Annotated in this window: 1 protein-coding gene; it reads left to right on the top strand. The window is 38.9% G+C overall.

The features are described from left to right. Nucleotides 1-142: 142 nt before the first annotated feature. The coding region (locus tag P0N36_RS15600; RefSeq protein ID WP_275843815.1) for a transposase at nucleotides 143-527 on the top strand (385 nt) is incomplete at its 3' end.

Here is a 527-nt window from a genome sequence, read left to right as displayed (position 1 = left end):
GTGTCTGCTGATTAAGTCGTAATGCCTTGATTTTAGTGCATTTGAAGCAGATTTTTGTTATAATAAGTGCAAGGGTATTTCTTAGATTTAACCATTATCCTTGCACTTTATGTCAAATAAATTCTTTAGGAGCCTTAAAAACATGTATATTCTATCCGATAATTCTCAACCCACTTTCCTTGATTTCAATCAGCCACTTGGACTTAAGATGAACCCTAAGAACAGGTGGATTACCTTAGCAGACCAGATACCGTGGAAGAAATTCGAAGAAAATTATGCAAAGCTATTTCAAAGTGATACCGGCAATGTTGCCAAACCACTTCGGATGGCATTAGGCGCTCTAATCATTCAGATAAAATATGGCTATGCCGATCGTGAGCTTGTCGATCAGCTGACCGAAAATCCCTACTACCAGTATTTCATCGGCCTTTCGGGTTATCAGGATACCGCTCCTTTTGAAGCCAGTTCACTGGTAAGTTTCAGAAAACGAATCAGTGCCGAAATGTTGATAGAAGTCAATGAATGTA

It is taken from the genome of Petrocella sp. FN5 (genome assembly GCF_029210395.1).
Lineage (GTDB): Bacteria > Bacillota > Clostridia > Lachnospirales > Vallitaleaceae > Petrocella.
The sequence above is the reverse complement of the archived record's forward strand: the minus strand, read 5'-3'. Positions and strand labels throughout refer to the sequence as shown.